Consider the following 15,595-nt stretch of genomic DNA (forward strand, 5'->3'; position numbering starts at 1 on the left):
CTGACTTTGTCGGCCCCTCTCCTTACCTCTCCCTGCAAAGTGGGAGAGGGATGAGTGGACGAAGCAATTCTTCAGCAGCATTTTAGTCTGCCTCGCGCTCACGCAGCGCAGCCAGGTGAAAGCCCACGCTCTCGGACAACATCTCCGGGTTGTATCCCCCTTCCAGCAAACTGACGATGCGTCCGTCGGCATGCGCCGCGGCGACGTCTTGCACGGCGAAGGTGAGCGACTCGAAGTCTTCGCTTTCCAATCCGAGTGAACCGACGGGATCGAGCCGATGGGCATCGAAGCCCGCGCTCACCAGCACGAGTTGCGGCTTGTGTCGATCGGCAAAGTCGCTCAGCTCGTGCGCGAACTCCGCCAGGTAGCGATCGCGTGACGTGCCAAATGCCATAGGCAAGTTGAGCGTCGCGCCGAGACCGTCGCAGGTGCCCGTTTCGTCCGCCGCCCCGGTGCCCGGGTAGAACGGCGAGCGGTGGATCGAGAAGAACGCCACGCGTGGGTCGTCGTAGAACAGGTCCTGGGTACCGTTGCCGTGGTGCACGTCCCAGTCGACGATCAGCACGCGATCAAGCTCATGCTGCTTGATGGCCGCGCGAGCGGCCACGGCCACGTTGTTCACCAGGCAGAAGCCCATCGCGCGGTTGCGCACTGCATGGTGGCCTGGCGGTCGGGTGAGGCACAGCGCCTGCTTCGCCTGGCCACTTACGACGCGCTCGACCGCATCGACGGCCGCCCCGGCAGCGAGCATCGCCACCTGGTAGGAGTCGGGCGAGACGATCGTATCGGGGTCGGGAGAACCGCCCCCGCGGGCGGCCAGTTGCGCGATGCCCTGGAGGTACGTGGCGTCGTGCACCCGGGCGACTAGTTGCAACTCAGCGGGCTGCCAGGCGTCGACTCGGTCGCCCCGCCAGAGGTCGTGCGCATCGAGGTACTCGGACACCGCCCGCAGCCGGCCGGCGTTCTCCGGGTGGGTGCCGGTGTCGTGCTCGAGAACCTGAGGGTTGTAGTAGATGAGTGTCATGAGAGCGATAGAGTCCGCAATAATACGAGGTGGGTCCAGCGATTTGCTGTTAGAACCGGCTTTTTCGTACCCCCCGGCGTCGCGTGGCGAGGGATACGTCCAGGCTCAATTCTTGATTTTAGGCGGTTCGGTTGCTAGTCTGGAAGGAGTGGCAACCGGCGCAAGTGGTTGCCATTTTTCACTTTATCGTGCCTGCCCCCATGGCGACAACGCCTCGGCAGGCGCTCCTGTTCAAGGAACTGCCGTGCTACCTGCTCGCCACTTTATCGCTCGCGCTATGCCTGGTCGGTTGTTTTTCTCGCTCGCACTCGTGGCCACCGTAGTCGCCGCGCCGCACGCAGTGGCGCAGTTCGATGCCCTGAAGGTCGGCAATCCGGCGATGAGCTTGACCCGCGCGCGGAGCTACGCCAAGAGACCAACCGGCGATGCCGAACAAAAGGCCAACTTCGAGAAGTTCATCAAGGCCTACTACCTGCCTCTGATGACGCAGAATGATGCAGCATCCTTGAGCAACCTCGCCAAGTTGCGAAGCGACTTCGTTCGCAGCTTCCTGCGTTCCGCCGATGCAACGGTGGCTGCCGATGTGACCAACTGGACCATGGCGGGCATGCCGCAAATTGTCAAAGGCTCGTATCATCCTGCGGTGCGCTACAACGCGATGCTGCTGATCGGCGACCTCGACGCCCAGTACGGGAGTCGAACCGCCGACGCAAAGCCACTTCCCCAAGCGAACGAGTATCTGGCGAAGTACGTTTCCGGTGGCATCAACACCCCCAAGGCGCCGGCTCCGCTAATCGTCGGGGCGTTGGTTGGCTTGGAGCGTCACGCGGGTTCGCTGGCAGGTTTGCCAGCGGCCAATCAGACGGCCACTGCTACGGCGCTGCTGGCGGTGCTCGAGAAGGAAGACTTTCCGCACGACATTCAACCCAGCGTTGCCCAGTGGTTGAACGTGATGGCGGCTCGTGGTTTGGGCAAGATTGGTGCGCTGGGCGACGGCAACAAGGTCCACCTAGCGATGATGAAAGCCATCGGCAATGAAGAGGCGCGACTCAACACGCGGGTCCGAATTGCCGAACAACTCGAAGGCTTCAAACCCGCCTACGAGTCGGCCACCGGCATCGACGAGAAGCAAACCGTCGAGACATTGCTGCAACTGGCCACCGACATCGCCGCGAATGAGAAGGAGCGGGCGGTGGAGTACGAAGAGGAAATCGTGGGGCCCGGTGGCGGCATCTCCGGGGGCTACCGCGGCGACTTCGGGGGAGGATATGGCGGTGCTGGTGATACGGAACTGCCGAGCGAATACCAGGTACGGCGGATTCTGCTGCGACTCAGCGGCCTGAAGAAAGGCATCGACGCCGTGAAGCCGGCACTAAAAGACGCCCGCTACGTCGGCATGCTCGACGCCGTGGTGGAAGCGGCAGATCCAGTGATCGACGAAGCGTCCGATCGCAATACAGGCGAGCTGCAACTGACGGAGCACGTCAAGCAGATGGCCAGCAAGATCGCGGAGACCACCGCGGCACTTGGCGTGGAAGCCGTGGAGGCACCACCGGAAAGCGATGAAGAAGCGGCCGAAGAACTAATGGAAGGCAACGCCCCGCCGGCCGAGACTGCTGCTGCGGCGGCTCCGTAGGACTCAGCTCGCGAAACTCTCAGCGCGATGGTAGCTGGATTCGCAAGAATTCAGACCACTCGGCAATTGCTTCCGAATTCTCGCCAGTCCGGCTACGTCACAAAGTTGCTACCGAATCTAAACAGCGGTCGGCGACTCAGGTTGTCGTACAGCGCTCGTGACTAGCGCGTAAGCGCCGAACAGCAGCGTCATGTAGAACAGGTCGCCGAGCACCATGCTGCGGAAGAAGGGAATCGCTGCGGCGTAGCATTCCGCCAAGCCCGACAGATCTTGCGAGTACATCAAGCTGCCACCGGCTACCGGTCCCACCGCCCACACAGCGAAGTTGGTCGTGAGGAAGAAGAAGGCGGCCGGGGCCAACGCGCCCACCGTGCCACGCAGGAACGCCTCGAACCGCGACTTGCTACCACGCAGCCAGGGACCCAACGCGGCCGGCAGTAACATCGCTGCCCACACGGTGGCCATCACCCAACGGCTGTTGTGCAGCGGCTCGGCAAAGTCGCTAATCGCCAGCGCGGCCAGTGGCACCATCGCGGCAACCAACCGGTTGCGAAAGTAGAACCCAGCGAACAGAGCGGTCGCGGCGACCGGAGTGAAGTTCCAGTCGGGGCGGCCCATGCGACCTACCACGGCAATCGTGACCAACAGAACAAATACCAAGTGATCGCTATTCAGGTACCGTCGCACGGCAGAATCCTCTACTAAACTAGGTTCAAAAAGCTGTCGGCCAGCTTTCCCTATTATTCGTATGTCACGAATTTCCACAAGATACGGTCGCCCGGCCGCACCGGTTGGACGCCCAGGCTCATCTGCGCCAGCTCGCCGTTGACTTCATATAGCCAGTTTCGACCTTCACCCCCCTCGTTCTCCAATCCGGCTAAGCGGATCAACAAAGCAGAGTCGCCCTCGCCCTGGTACGTGAAACTCCAGCGCTCGTTGGCCTGCTCGGCTGCCACCAATGCATCGAGCACCACCATCCCATCGCTGTAGACAACCGTGACCGTTGGCAGGTTGGGCTCGCCCTCGGTGAGCAGCGTCACTCCGTCGGCAGGGTCGATAACCGGCCCGGCGGGCTGCGTGGCGTGGTCGGTCTGCACGTCGGTTACCGACTGCTGCATGAAGTGATTCACCACCAGCACCACGGCCAGCACGCCCACGAGTATCGCAGCGAACAACCAGCTCTGCTTGTTAGATGGGGCGGTTTCGGCAGCTTGGGGCGACTCACTCATGCCACTTAGTTGGCCACAGTCTCTCGTGAGTGTCAATCTGCCGCTTGGCAATCACTCCGCATCGCGAATCAAACCCCGCAGAAATCGGACGCCTCCTAGTCCCCGCCATCGTTGTAGGTTACCTTAGGCGACAAGCGGCGAGCGTGGAGGACCGGCTCGCCAGAACCTCTGTCGAACCAAGCGCCATGACGGCTTTCCGACACACCAAGCTCGACTTCCCGCTGACCGGCATCGCGCGATTGGCGCTCGACCACGGCGATCACAGTCTGAACGTGCTCTCGCGCGAGGTACTCGAAGAAGTCGACGCCCACCTCGACGCGCTCGGCGAACGAACCGATATCGTCGGCCTGGTGATCACCAGCGCCAAACCCGGCAGCTTCGTCGCTGGCGCCGATCTCAAGGAGTTCGCCGCGTCGCTCGACGAACCGGCCGACGTGATTATTGGTGTCGCCGACGAAGGAAAGAAGCTGTTCCGTCGGCTGTCGACTTGCAGCTACGTGACCGTCGCCTGCATCGACGGCATTTGCGTCGGCGGCGGCTTGGAACTGGCCGTGTGGTGCGATCGGCGGATCGTGACCGACAACCCCAAGACACAGCTCGGTTTCCCCGAAGTGAAGCTCGGCTTGTTCCCCGGCTGGGGTGGCACGGTGCGCACGCCGCGGATGATTGGCCTGGCCAACGCGGTGGAGATGATCACCAGCACCGCCAACTCCAGCGGCGAAGAAGCATTCAAAATGGGCCTGGCCGACGACATCGTGCCGGGCGGAGAGCACGCGGCCGACAACCTGCTCGAAGCGGCCGCACGCATGATCCACGCCGACCGAGCGTCGGGCGCGTACCTGGCGGACCGCGAGAAGTGGCGGCAACCGATCTCCATGTCGGAGACGGAACTGGCTTTCCTCGGCGCGACCGCGGTGGCGATGATTCAAAAGGAGACCAGCGGCCATTACCCGGCGCCCGTCGTGGCGTTGGAACTGCTGCTCGAAGCCTCGATGGTCGACGAAGAGTCGGCTTCGAAGATGGAGTCGGAGCAGTTCGCCCCGCTGTTCGGTTCGCCGATCAACCGCTCGCTGCTCAACGTGTTCTTCCTGCAAGATCGCAGCAAGAGCGGAGCGGGTGCGGACCTCAAGACCAAGGAACAAAGCCTGGGAGTGATTGGCGCCGGCACCATGGGTCAGGGCATTGCCGCGGTTAGTTTGCGGCGCGGCGTCGACGTGGTGCTGTCGGACAACCGCCCTGATGCCCTGGCTGCCGGTGAACAAGCGGTGCTGAAAGAGGCCACCTTCGACCGCACGATCAAAGGCCCCGATCTCGACAAGGTGCTCGAGCTGACTCCGCACCTCGACATCACGACCGACTCGCCCGAGCTGGGAGCCTGCGACGTGGTGGTCGAAGCGATCATCGAAGACACTGGCATCAAGCAAAAGCTGTTCGCGGCGATTGAACCCACGGCCAAAGACAACACGATCCTCTGCTCGAACACGTCCACGATTCCCATCACCACCCTGGCATCGGGGCTTAAACACCCCGAGCGGTTCTGCGGACTGCACTTCTTCAACCCCGTGCGGAAGATGCCGCTGGTGGAAGTGATCCGCGGCGAGAAGTCGAGTGATGCGACCATCGACCGCGCGGCGGCGTTCGCCCGCCAACTGGGCAAGTTCCCGGTCGTGGTGAACGACGGCCCTGGCTTCCTGGTCAACCGGCTGTTGATGCCGTACATGAACGAAGCGGCCGTGCTGCTGGGCGAAGGCGTCTCGATCAAGGCGATCGACTCCACCGCCAAAGGCTTCGGCATGCCGATGGGCCCCGTCGAACTGCACGACGTGGTCGGCCTGGACGTCTGCCTGCACGCAGGCAAGGTGCTGCACGATGCGTTCAGCGACCGCGTGGTGGCCACGCCCGTGGTCGACAAGCTGCTGTCGGCCGGGCGGATGGGTCAGAAGAACGGCAAAGGCTTCTTCGACTGGAACAAAGACAAACGCGGCCGCTGGAAGAAACAGCCAAGCCCCGAAGCCGACGCGATCATCGCCGAATTCGCCGAACCTACCGGCCAGGAGCAGGACCTCACGGATCGACTACTGATGCCGATGCTGGTCGAAGCCACCCGCGCGGTGGAAGAAGGCATCGTCGAGGACGTTCGCGATGTCGACTTGGCGCTGATCATGGGCATTGGCTTCCCGCCGTTTTTGGGTGGATTGTTCTTCTGGGCCGACCAGATCGGCGCCGCGGCGATTGTCGAGAAGCTCGACCAACTAAAGTCGCTCGGCAAGCGCTACGAACCCACCAAGATGCTGCTCGAGCACGCCAAGGGAAACAAGAAGTTCTACGAAGCTTAAGGCTCTCGAAACCCTGACCCCCGAATCCTGACCACTTCCCCAATGCCTACTCCCGTCGTCATTGATGCTTGTCGAACCGCGATTGGTCGATCGCATGCCGAGCTAGGTATGTTTCGCGATGTGCGCAGCGACGACCTGGCGGCGGCCGTGGTGCGGGCGCTGGTGGAGCGAACCGGCATCGAACCGGCGGCCGTCGAAGACGTGCTGATCGGCAACACGCAGCAGCAGGGCGAGCAGGGACTCAACATGGGACGCATGGTCGCCCTGATGGCCGACCTGCCGGTGGAGACCGGCGGCGCAACCATCAATCGGCTCTGCGGCAGCAGCCTGCAGGCGCTCAACCAGGCGGCGCATTCGATCATTGCCGAGGCCGAAGACGTGCACATCATCGGCGGCACCGAGCACATGCACCACATTCCGATGGACGCCAGCGTCGACCTCAACCCGCGGCTGTTCAAGAACACCAGCAAAGGCACCTTGCTGATGGGAGTCACTGCCGAGTTCCTCGCGCAGTCGGGCGGCATCTCGCGCGAGGAGCAAGACGAGTTCGCCCTGGCCAGCCACCAAAAAGCGACTGCGGCGTTCGACGCCGGCGCGTTCGACGCGGAGATCGTTCCAGTGTGGGGCCGCGACGAAGAGGGCCATCGCGTGCTCTGCAAGCGCGACCAATGCGTGCGTGCCGACGCCAGCCTCGAAGCACTCGCCGCGCTCAAACCAGCGTTCATGCCCGGCATGGGCACCGTGACCGCGGGCAACAGTTCGCCGCTGAACGACGGGGCGGCCGCGGTGATGATCATGAGCGATAAGCGTGCGAGCGAACTGGGACTCAAGCCAATGGCCAAAGTCCTGGCGACGGCCGTCGCCGGAGTGGATCCCGCCGTGATGGGAACCGGACCGGTGCCCGCCACGCAAAAAGCACTAAAGCGGGCCGGGCTGACACTCGACGATATCGACCTAGTGGAATTAAACGAGGCGTTCGCCGCGCAGTCGATCGCCTGCATTCGCGGATTGGGACTCGACGAGTCGAAGATCAACGTCAACGGCGGCGCCATCGCCATTGGCCATCCACTCGGCGCCAGCGGCGCTCGCATCACCACTACGCTGCTGCATGCCATGCAAAGCCGCGACGCAACACTCGGTTTGGCGACCATGTGCATCGGCGTTGGCCAGGGCATTGCCACGATCTTCGAGCGCCTGTAACGCCGGCGGCAGTGCTGTCACTGGGAAAAAATACTCTTTCTTTTTCAAACTGGTGTTGACCGGTTTCCCACGTACAGGTAAATACGCCCCCGCTTGTCTTGGTGCATTGACAGGTGGCCGCCATTGGTCGGCTGCTGGCACTGCACGATTAGCTTTTCGAATACCCCTTTTCCAAACCTTGGTGTGATCGTGGTTGCGTGAGTAGTAGCATTCGCTCGACGGATGCTACCAGTCAATTGCTCCTCGGTCCGCCACCCAAAGGACCAAACGCAAAACGTCTTCCGGAACTTTTCGGAATCGACTACCGTTCCCGAGCCACGGATGGCCGCGGAGATCGGTATGCTGCCGATGTGATCCATCGCAACAAGGAGAGTCGAGTTGAACGCGACACGGATGTCTAGAATCGTAATGCTCTTGGGCCTCGGTCTGGTAGTCGGCACCGCCGGCCCAACTGCCGCTCAATCCACCACCACCCCAGCAGCCGCCCTGTCCAGGCAGGATGTCGACGCGCTGCTCGCCGAGGCGAAACAAGCTATCGGAGCGGGCGAACTCGCCCAGGCCGATCAGCTGGTTTCGCGAGCCGAGCAAGCCAACGTTCGCTATCCCCTGTTCCACTTCGGCGACACGCCTAGTTCGGTGCGTCGCCAACTGACGCAGGCGCAAAACGCCGACGCGTCGCAAGTGGATCCCTTCCCGAACGCGGCGCCGAACACCGCACCGCCCACGCGGATGATCGATCCAAGTGTGCGACCGGCAACGGCCGAGGGCCCTTACGGCAGCTACCGCGAGGAAGCGCCTGGTTCGCTGCCGCAACTGCGTCCGTCCAACCCGGTGCCGCCCTCGAACGACGCCATTCAACTGGTGCCGTCCGGTTACCCCACGGCCGCGCCTGCGGAGTCCAGCGTGTCGGCAATGGACATCGCGCCGGAGCGAAATCGCTACGCTAGCCCAACCGGCATGATGCAGACCGGTCCCAGTTTCATGGAGTCCGCGCAGGATCAGCCCGGTGTGCCCGATCTGCGGATGGCTCAGCTACCCGAGCCCATCAGCAGCACGACTCCTGGCACTCCAGTTGCCGAGGCGCTTCCCAACAATGGCGCCCAGTCGCTGCTGGACGCGGGCGAGTCGGCACTGCGAAACAAGGATCGCGAGCGGGCGCTTGAGTTGTTCCGACAGGCCAACACCAATCGCAACGACTTGGACGAAGTCTCTCGTGGCCGCCTCGACAGCCACTTGCGAATGCTGACCGCTGCTCCCGAACCGCTCACCCCGGCTCCGAATGCTTCGCCGGTCGAGCCGATTGCCACACCTATCGCGCAGGAGAACAACTTCGACAAGCTCGAAGGCGAGCAACTTGTGCTCGCACGACAGCTTAACGCCGACGTCAGTCGAGTGCAGGGCGAAGCTCGCAAGATCTTGGAGAAAGATCCTAAGCTGGCCAAGAAGTTGCTCGACGACATCGAAGCCGAGGTCGGCAAGAGTGCTCTGAAAGAAGAGACCAAGCGTCAACTGCTTGGTCGTATCAAGCTCACGCGCAGAGACGTCGATCAGTACTTCCTCGCGCATCGCGCCGATCTGGAACTCGACGAGCAGAATCAAGCGATTCTGGCCGAGATCGATCGCCGCAACGAGCTGGAACTCGAGATGCAACAAGAGATCGCCGAGTTGGTGAACAAGTACAACCAGCTTCGCGACGATCAGCGGTTCCACGAAATGGAAAAGGTCGCACAGCGGCTCCGCGAGATGGCTCCCGACGAGCCGGTCGTGGTGCAGATCTGGAACAACGCCAAGTTCATCCGCCGCCACTACATCAATGGCGATGTCAGAGAGCGGAAGGAAAACAGCTACTGGCGAGCCCTCGAGGAGGTCGACGAGTCTTCCGTCGCCACGACTTCCGATGGCCGCGAGATGGTCTTTCCCAAGAACTGGGATGAAGTTGCCGGAAATCGCAGAGGTCCTGGCGATGCCAATCGTCGGCGTAGTCAGCGAGAAATCGAAATCGAGGCCAGTCTCCGCAAGCAGGTGATGGTCCGCTACCAGAACGAACCGCTCGCCACGGTGATCGACGACCTGTCGAAGGCCACCGGCGTGAACATGGTGCTCGATCCGCGTGGTTTGCATCAGGAAGGTGTCTCCAGCGATACGCCGGTGACGCTGAACGTGAACGGCGAGATCTCGCTGAAGAGTGCGTTGAACCTGATTCTCGAGCAGCTGCATCTCAGCTACATCATCAAAGACGAAGTGCTGAAGATTACCAGCGAGCACCTGAAGGAAGGCGAAATCTCCCCCAGGGTGTACGACGTCGCCGACCTGGTGATTCCGATTCCTAACTTCGTGCCCGACAACAACATTGGTTTGCAAGGTTTGATCAACAACGCCCACGCAGCCATGGGTTACGGGGCCGGAGCGTTCGGTCATGGACCGATGTCGTTTGTGAACGCCGACGCGACCGACGGCAAAGTACCCGCCACCGCGCTGGCCCAGCCCAGCTTGCCTGGCGGCGGCGCGGGGCTCGGTGCTCCGACCAACCTGCCAATCGGCGGTGGTCCTGGCGGTCTCGGTGGTGCGGCCAACGCCGACTTCGATTCGCTGATCGATCTGATCATTTCCACGGTCGCCAGCGACACGTGGGTGGAAAACGGTGGTCCCGAGGCGGAAATCCGTCCCTTCCCCACCAACTTGAGCCTGGTCATCAGCCAGACGCAGGACGTCCACGAGCAGATCGCCGATCTGCTGGAGCAGCTCCGTCGTCTGCAGGACTTGCAGGTGACGATCGAGGTCCGCTTCATTCGTCTGAACGATACGTTCTTCGAGCGAATCGGCATCGACTTCGACGTGAACATCGAGAACAACCAACCGCCCGCCGGCGAAATCCAACCCGGTCAGGCGTTCGAAGGGGAATTCCCCAGCTCGGTGGTTGGTCTCGTGGAAGGCGACTTCCCTCAGTTCACGAACGACCTCGACATTCCGTTCCGACAGAACAGTTTCGGCCTGGCGGTGCCGACGTTTGGTACGCCGATGGACGTGAGTACCTTCGGCTTTGCGATCCTCAGCGACATCGAGGCCTACTTCCTCATCAATGCGTCGCAGGGCGATCGTCGTAGCAACGTGCTCAACGCTCCGAAGGTTACGCTGTTCAACGGACAGCAAGCCTTTGTGGCCGACACGTCGCAAACGCCATTCGTGATCAGCGTGGTGCCGGTGGTGGGCGAGTTCGCCGCCGCCCAGCAGCCGGTGATCGTGGTGCTGAGCGAAGGGACGCTGATGACCATTCAAGCGGTGGTGTCCGAGGACCGACGCTACGTGCGACTGACGGTGGTGCCGTTCTTTAGCGAGATCGGCGACGTGCAGGAGTTCACCTTCGAGGGAACCACCTCCACGAGCACCTCCAGCAGCACGACCGACGATGCCGAAGGCAACACGCTGCAGGACGACAACGCTCAGGACGTCATCCGCAGCGGCACGACCGTGCAGTTGCCGACCTTCCAGTTTGTGAGTGTGACCACCACAGTCAGCGTGCCCGACGGCGGTACGGTGCTACTGGGCGGTATCAAACGACTGAACGAAGGTCGCAACGAGTTTGGTGTACCGCTGTTGTCGAAGGTGCCGTACATCAACCGCTTGTTCCGCAACGTTGGTATCGGTCGCGAAACCGACAGCCTGATGATGATGGTCACACCACGAATCATCATCCAGGAAGAGGAAGAAGCCAAGCTACTCGGCACGGCTATTCCGTAGTCACTCTGAGAAAACGAAGATACTCAACTCGCGCCGTCGTCGGGTCTCTGGGCCCGGCGGCGGCGTCTCCGTTTGATGGGGTGCCGCTACGCTCTTGTGGGCTTTCGGTGCCACTGCTGGTTTATCGACTGTTGCCCTTGTGGTACATGCTGGAAGGAATCGGTACCGGGTTCTTCGCCGCCCGATGGAATTGGGCCAGCAGTGCTGCTCGGTTGGCTGGATCGTGTTCAGGCACACTGCTGGCTCTCCGCAACGTGGCGGCCATTCTTTCCAACGTTGTTTGCCGAGATAATGTATTCACACGGCACACGGCGATAAACCAGCAGTGGCACCCAGAATGGGGTGTGTTGTTCTCTTCTCTGTTTCCTCTGTTGCCTTCTGTTCCTTAGTGCCGGGTAGCGTTGGCAATCGTAGGGGGCTCTCAATGTAGCTACCGTCGCCAGACAGTGGAAGCGTTGCCACGAACGTTTGCAGCCCGAATTGTCATGTACTCTTGGTGGGGCAGTCCACGCTCTGGCGAGCGTAGCTACGCGCGCCGGGTGCCACTGCTGGTTTATCGCATGTTGCCCTTGCGGTGCGTGTTGAGACCAGGCGCTTCAGGTTCTTCTCCGCGCGATGGAGTTGAGCCAGCAGTGCTTTGCGGACGTCTGCGTTGCGTGAAAGGCACTGCTGGCTCGTTGCAACGTGGCGGTGGGTCCCGCGTCCGTGCCCTGGTGCTATGATGCCTTGGCTCGGCAAACGGCGATAAACCAGCAGTGGCACCCAAGTCGGCGGCTGTGCTTTTTCTTCTCTGCTCACTCTGGTGCCTCCTGTTCAAACGCCCGTGCTGGGGGCTCGCGGAGCTCGTCCCCAGGCACCCTTCGTGGCCCTTGGCAACACAGGATCGGAGCGTAGAGCGAATGGCCACTTTCTCTTTCGCGCTTGGTGGTTTTCTTACACCCGTTTGCTACAACTTAGGTAAGAGCAAGTGTACACATATATATCTACCTAAGGAGCCCGAAGATGGCGAGACCACGAGTTTTAGACGATGTGAAGAAAGGTGAAATTGCCGCCCTGATTTCGACGGGGATGAGCATGTCGAATGCGGCTCGGTACGTGGGGTGCGATCGAAAGACCATTCGGCGGGAACGTGAAGTCGACGAGGCGTTTGACGAGCGGATTCGCCGGGCGCAGATGGGGGCCGAATTGAAACCTCTCCAGGCGATTCGCGAGGCGGCTTCCAAGCACTGGAGGGCGGCGGCCTGGCTCATCGAGCGGCAGGATAAGCAGCGGGCCGCGCGGCGGAAGGCCAAACAAGCCGACAAGGTGACCGTGTCTCGCAAACAGCTTGCCAAGGTCGCGGTGAAGGTCAAGCAGGCAGCGTTATCCATGGTCGCGTTCCCTGAATTCGAAGCAGAGGTGGCGCAGAAGATCGATGAGGCGCTGGTCGAACTCGCGCCGGTGCTGTCGGCGCCACGACCTGAGGTACCTGAGCCAGTGGAAGTCGAAACAGAAACGCAAATTGCTCCCGAAGCTGCAAAGCCGAACGGCGCGCCGACTTCGCCAAAGTCTTTGCCGACCAATCCGACGTGGCAGCAGTCGGCCGCGTTTCTCGAGCAGCTTCACCCGGAGCGGTATGGTCCACCGGCCGAGCGGCCGGCCGAGCCACCGACGGAAAAGGAATCGAAGTTCACCGCGGCGCTGCAGGACTTTCGGGATGACTTGTTCGGGGTACTCAGGAAGGAACATGCTGAGCGAACGGGTGGGACATGCGGGGAACAACTTGGTGGGGCAAAACCGGCCGCGGTGCGAAAAGAGTCGGAGAAAACCGAGGAATGCGAAGAGTCGTAGCGCGACGAGATCAGGGGTTTTGGGCCAATGGATGGAATGTTGGGGCAAAACCACCTGGGGCAAAACCGAACACTACGTAGCGCTTCGCGGACCGCGTGGCGGTCCGGCTAGTGGAACTCTAAATAGCCGGATCGCCACGCGCGTGCGTGAATCGTGATGGTCCAGTGAGTCCACCGTCTGGCGACGGAAGCTACGCTTCTACTTGTTTTACGACTGCCATCCGTGCGACCAGTGCTCGTTCGATCAATTCGCAGCACGCGATCAGGTCGAAGCGCGAGGTGTCGATCGTCAGGTCGTAGTCGTGGCTATTGTTCACATCCTTATGAAAGTACTCCTTCACAAAAATCGCGCGGTCGTGGTCGACCTGCTTCACGTGTTTGATCGCCTCGTTTCGGTTGGCGAACTGCTCGGCGACGCGATCGACGCGATGCTCGTGCGGCGCGATCAGCCGCACGCGAAGCGTGTGATCGGCCGGCAGAATCTGCGCGGCGCCACGCCCCAGCACGATGCAGTTGCCACGCATGTAGAGCGCCGCGACCAACTTGTGGAGCAGCGCTGCATACCCGGCCGCGGTCATCTGCCGCTCGGTGCCGAGCGACTTGATGATCTCGGAAAACCAAGTCGGTCGGGATTCGTCGAGTTCGCTCAACAGATCTTGTTGAATGCCGGATTTCTCGGAGATGTGCTCCATCAGTTCGCGATCGTAAAGCGGCCAATCCAATCGCTGCGACAACATCCTCGCAACGCTGCCGCCCCCGGCGCCTCGCTCGCGACTGACCGCGATGGTCATCCGCGGGGCCGCTTCGTGATGATCCTCGGAAGTCTCGAGTACACCCCGTTCCCGCCAGTGACGGTAGGCCCGGTCGAGACTTTCCCCGAGCCGATTTGCGCGCGTGGTCATGGGAATGTCTCCTTTCTGAAGAAAGACGACGGACACACTTTAATTATGAATGCAATCCTCATGCCGGGACAGCCATTTGACGGCGGACACCAAGTAATCTCGACGTTTCCGTGGCGCGGGCACGCGGGACACTCACCGCCGCGGCGTCGAGTGTGCAGTTCCGCCCACGTTGCCACATGCCGCAAACGGCACGAAGCCGCGAGTTCAGGCCGCGTAGCACGGCTCGTAGGGTTTCACGATCTGGTGTGCCACTGCTGGTTTATCGCAACCGGCCACCCAACGCAGATTGGACGTGGACTACAGATGGACAACTGGCCGCCACGTTGCCGAGAGCCAGCAGTGCCCCCTCGCGCGATCTCGAGTCAGGGCTGCGCTACACTGCTGGCTCGCTTCCATCTCGCGGTGGCAACGTCAACACTGTTTGTCTGCGAAAGTGAATACCACGAGGCAACGCTCGATAAACCAGCAGTGGCACCAAAGTACGGCACCTTCGATGAGTAGGCCCAAATCCCGCCAATCGACGCGACATATCCAGTAGCACCGAAAAAACCGGCAAAAACTGCCGGGCTGCCCCCATTGCCTGGACTAACAATGCTAAACTAGATGAAGTTTGACGGCGAAACCACCCGAAGGAGGAGGCTCAAAATGAAGAATACACTCCAGCTTACTGCAGCGCTCGTTGCCTTGGCTTTGATCGCTTCGACAAGCGGACACACGATGGCCCAAGAGCCCACTCCTGCAACCGAGGAGTCGCTGGTTGCCCCGCCGAGCGATGGCGAAGCGCCGGTCGTTGAGCAAGCTCCCGTGATCATCGAAGAGCAAGCCATGCCCGCTCCGGCGGTGACCTGCTGCCCGATTGAGGTGGTGCGAGACCACGCGAGCCGATCGGCGAAGCGGATGTATCGCTGCCACGGGCCTGGCGTGCCGCAGACGCTGTGCGTCGACAACCCGGCCGATTGCACCTGCACTCTGTACGCAGTGAACGTCTGCGTGCCAGCTTGCTGCGTTGGCGAACCCGTCTGCTGTGGCACCCGCACTGGCCTGTTGGGCCGCGGCTACGTGACCTATCAATGGCCGTGCGGTTTCGAAGTCGAGGTTGCCTTCCGCGTCCACGGCGGCGTGATCTTGAAGTACCGGTAGGAACATCTCTGACCGAAGTCGTCCTCCAAGCAACCAAACCCAACGCCGATGGATACGTCGTGGGAAACTCGCGAGGACGGCGACGAGCTGACGATCATTCACGACAACCGCTGGTTGGCGATCGTCGGCGTACCGCTTGCCATGTTTGGCCTGGCCGTGGCCATTGGACCATGGCTGCTTGAAGAGGTTCGAAAACCAGATAACTACCTGATTCTAGGTGGCGGAAGCGTCGTTGGGGCAGGACTGCTCACAGCAGGCTTGTCGCTGTGCTTCCTCTACATGCAGGTCGTTGCCAATCGTCGTACGGGCCAGTGCACCCGGCACGTAGGCATCCCTCCATTCAGGCGGACGACCAACTGGTCGCTAGACCAATTCGACAAGGTGATTTGCGTCAACGAAACACTGAGAAGTCTCAGCGCGACCAGCTCGACCCACTTTCGCGTGCGACTGGTTGGGCCAAGCGACTCGGTGCTGATCGCGTCGTCGCTCGAGAGCGAGCCCATTCGCATGGAAGCCGAACGCTGGTCCGACTTCCTGAGGATTCCGCTAGAAGCGTGAAGT

The 15,595-nt window shown here is 61.4% G+C and carries 11 protein-coding genes; 7 read left to right on the plus strand and 4 right to left on the minus strand.

The features are described from left to right. Positions 1 to 82 precede the first annotated feature (82 nt). Positions 83 to 1,024, minus strand: coding sequence for a histone deacetylase family protein (locus ACQK2L_RS31235; protein WP_425400978.1), 942 nt, complete (start codon positions 1,022 to 1,024; stop codon positions 83 to 85). A 244-nt stretch (positions 1,025 to 1,268) separates the two neighbouring features. Between ACQK2L_RS31235 and ACQK2L_RS31240 the strand changes: the two genes are divergently transcribed. Then, complete coding sequence (locus tag ACQK2L_RS31240) at positions 1,269 to 2,660, plus strand: hypothetical protein (RefSeq protein ID WP_425400979.1); 1,392 nt, start codon at positions 1,269 to 1,271, stop codon at positions 2,658 to 2,660. A 117-nt stretch (positions 2,661 to 2,777) separates the two neighbouring features. On the opposite strand, the gene ACQK2L_RS31245 is transcribed toward ACQK2L_RS31240, so the two are convergent. Beyond that, entirely contained in the window at positions 2,778 to 3,347 is a 570-nt protein-coding gene (locus ACQK2L_RS31245) for a DUF6580 family putative transport protein (RefSeq protein ID WP_425400980.1), read from the minus strand. A 53-nt stretch (positions 3,348 to 3,400) separates the two neighbouring features. After that, complete coding sequence (locus tag ACQK2L_RS31250) at positions 3,401 to 3,889, minus strand: DUF4430 domain-containing protein (protein ID WP_425400981.1); 489 nt, start codon at positions 3,887 to 3,889, stop codon at positions 3,401 to 3,403. A 185-nt stretch (positions 3,890 to 4,074) separates the two neighbouring features. Here ACQK2L_RS31250 and ACQK2L_RS31255 point away from each other — a divergent pair, with 185 nt between their 5' ends. The 4 genes from ACQK2L_RS31255 (at position 4,075) to ACQK2L_RS31270 (ending at position 12,993) form a co-directional block, all read left to right on the plus strand. Then, positions 4,075 to 6,225: a 3-hydroxyacyl-CoA dehydrogenase NAD-binding domain-containing protein gene (locus ACQK2L_RS31255; protein WP_425400982.1), complete on the plus strand. Its 2,151-nt coding sequence runs from the start codon at positions 4,075 to 4,077 to the stop codon at positions 6,223 to 6,225. A 42-nt stretch (positions 6,226 to 6,267) separates the two neighbouring features. Then, positions 6,268 to 7,425: an acetyl-CoA C-acyltransferase FadA gene (fadA, locus tag ACQK2L_RS31260; protein WP_425400983.1), complete on the plus strand. Its 1,158-nt coding sequence runs from the start codon at positions 6,268 to 6,270 to the stop codon at positions 7,423 to 7,425. A gap of 393 nt (positions 7,426 to 7,818) precedes the next feature. Then, positions 7,819 to 11,163 (plus strand): hypothetical protein, encoded by a 3,345-nt coding sequence (locus ACQK2L_RS31265; protein ID WP_425400984.1) that lies wholly within the window; start codon positions 7,819 to 7,821, stop codon positions 11,161 to 11,163. Between the two features lie 1,002 nt (positions 11,164 to 12,165). Continuing rightward, positions 12,166 to 12,993: a hypothetical protein gene (locus ACQK2L_RS31270; protein ID WP_425400985.1), complete on the plus strand. Its 828-nt coding sequence runs from the start codon at positions 12,166 to 12,168 to the stop codon at positions 12,991 to 12,993. Between the two features lie 190 nt (positions 12,994 to 13,183). Here the strand turns inward: ACQK2L_RS31270 and ACQK2L_RS31275 are convergent, their stop codons facing one another. Continuing rightward, positions 13,184 to 13,894: an AAA family ATPase gene (locus tag ACQK2L_RS31275; protein ID WP_425400986.1), complete on the minus strand. Its 711-nt coding sequence runs from the start codon at positions 13,892 to 13,894 to the stop codon at positions 13,184 to 13,186. A 645-nt stretch (positions 13,895 to 14,539) separates the two neighbouring features. Between ACQK2L_RS31275 and ACQK2L_RS31280 the strand changes: the two genes are divergently transcribed. Further along, on the plus strand, positions 14,540 to 15,034 hold the full coding sequence (locus ACQK2L_RS31280) for a hypothetical protein (RefSeq protein ID WP_425400987.1): 495 nt from the start codon (positions 14,540 to 14,542) through the stop codon (positions 15,032 to 15,034). 48 nt (positions 15,035 to 15,082) lie between these two features. Then, positions 15,083 to 15,592 carry a hypothetical protein gene (locus ACQK2L_RS31285; protein ID WP_425400988.1) on the plus strand — a complete coding sequence of 170 codons (510 nt, stop codon included), beginning with the start codon at positions 15,083 to 15,085 and terminating at the stop codon, positions 15,590 to 15,592. The last annotated feature ends 3 nt before the right edge of the window (positions 15,593 to 15,595 follow it).

The sequence above is a fragment of the Aeoliella sp. genome (assembly GCF_965227375.1).
In the GTDB taxonomy this organism is placed as follows: domain Bacteria; phylum Planctomycetota; class Planctomycetia; order Pirellulales; family Lacipirellulaceae; genus Aeoliella.